The organism is Sphingomonas sp. 66-10 (genome assembly GCF_001897045.1).
In the GTDB taxonomy this organism is placed as follows: domain Bacteria; phylum Pseudomonadota; class Alphaproteobacteria; order Sphingomonadales; family Sphingomonadaceae; genus Sphingomonas; species Sphingomonas lycopersici.
The window spans coordinates 6602-7490 of the sequence record NZ_MKRR01000094.1; the positions used below are offsets into that span (position 1 = coordinate 6602).

General features: G+C 65.1%; 1 protein-coding gene. It reads left to right on the forward strand.

Going from position 1 to position 889, the window contains the following annotated elements:
- Positions 1 to 742 (forward strand): efflux RND transporter permease subunit (locus BGN95_RS07445; RefSeq protein ID WP_286772145.1); only part of this gene is annotated, 742 nt, incomplete at its 5' end.
- Between the last annotated feature and the right edge of the window lie 147 nt (positions 743 to 889).

Here is an 889-nt window from a genome sequence, read left to right on the forward strand (position 1 = left end):
TGTCAACGAAGGGCCGCCGATGCTGCGCAGCGAGAATGGTCGGCCGGTGACGTGGATATACGTCGATGGCCGAGGGCGGGCGCTCACGGAAATCGTCGGTGACCTGCAGCGCGCAGTGGCCGCAAAGGTCAAGCTCACGCCCGGCGTCAGTGTCACCTACACTGGCCAGTTCGAGTTCCTCCAGCGCGCGACCGAGCGGCTCAAGATCGTCGTTCCGGCGACTCTGCTTATCATCTTCCTGCTGCTCTACGCGACCTTCAGACGCCTCGATGAGGCGGCGTTGATCATGGGCACCCTCCCCTTCGCGCTCACGGGCGGACTGTGGCTGCTCTATCTGCTCGGTTACAATCAGTCGGTCGCGACCGGCGTCGGGTTCATCGCGCTGGCGGGCGTGTCGGCCGAGTTTGGCGTGGTCATGCTCATCTACCTCAAACATGCCCTTGCCGAGCGCGGACCGACACCGGACACAGAACAGATCGAGGCGGCGGTGCGCGAGGGCGCGCTCCTCAGGGTGCGACCCAAGGCGATGACGGTGGCAGTCATCCTGGCGGGCCTGTTTCCGCTCTTGATCGGTACCGGAGCTGGCTCCGAGGTGATGAGCCGCATCGCCGCGCCGATGATCGGCGGCATGCTGACCGCACCGCTGCTGTCGATGTTGGTCATTCCGGCCGCCTATCTGCTACTGCGACGCCGCCACGCGCGTCGCGCGGCTAGATCAACCGGAGACGTGGCGGAATCGTGAAAGCACCGCGCCTGTTCCTTGCGCATTGGCTGCCGCCGGCGGGGATACGCCAGCCGACCACGACCGACCCGGGAGCACACGTCGAGCGTTGTCTCTGCCAACCTCGCTTTTCGAGGGATGAATGCCTGCGGGACGTATTGGTGAATG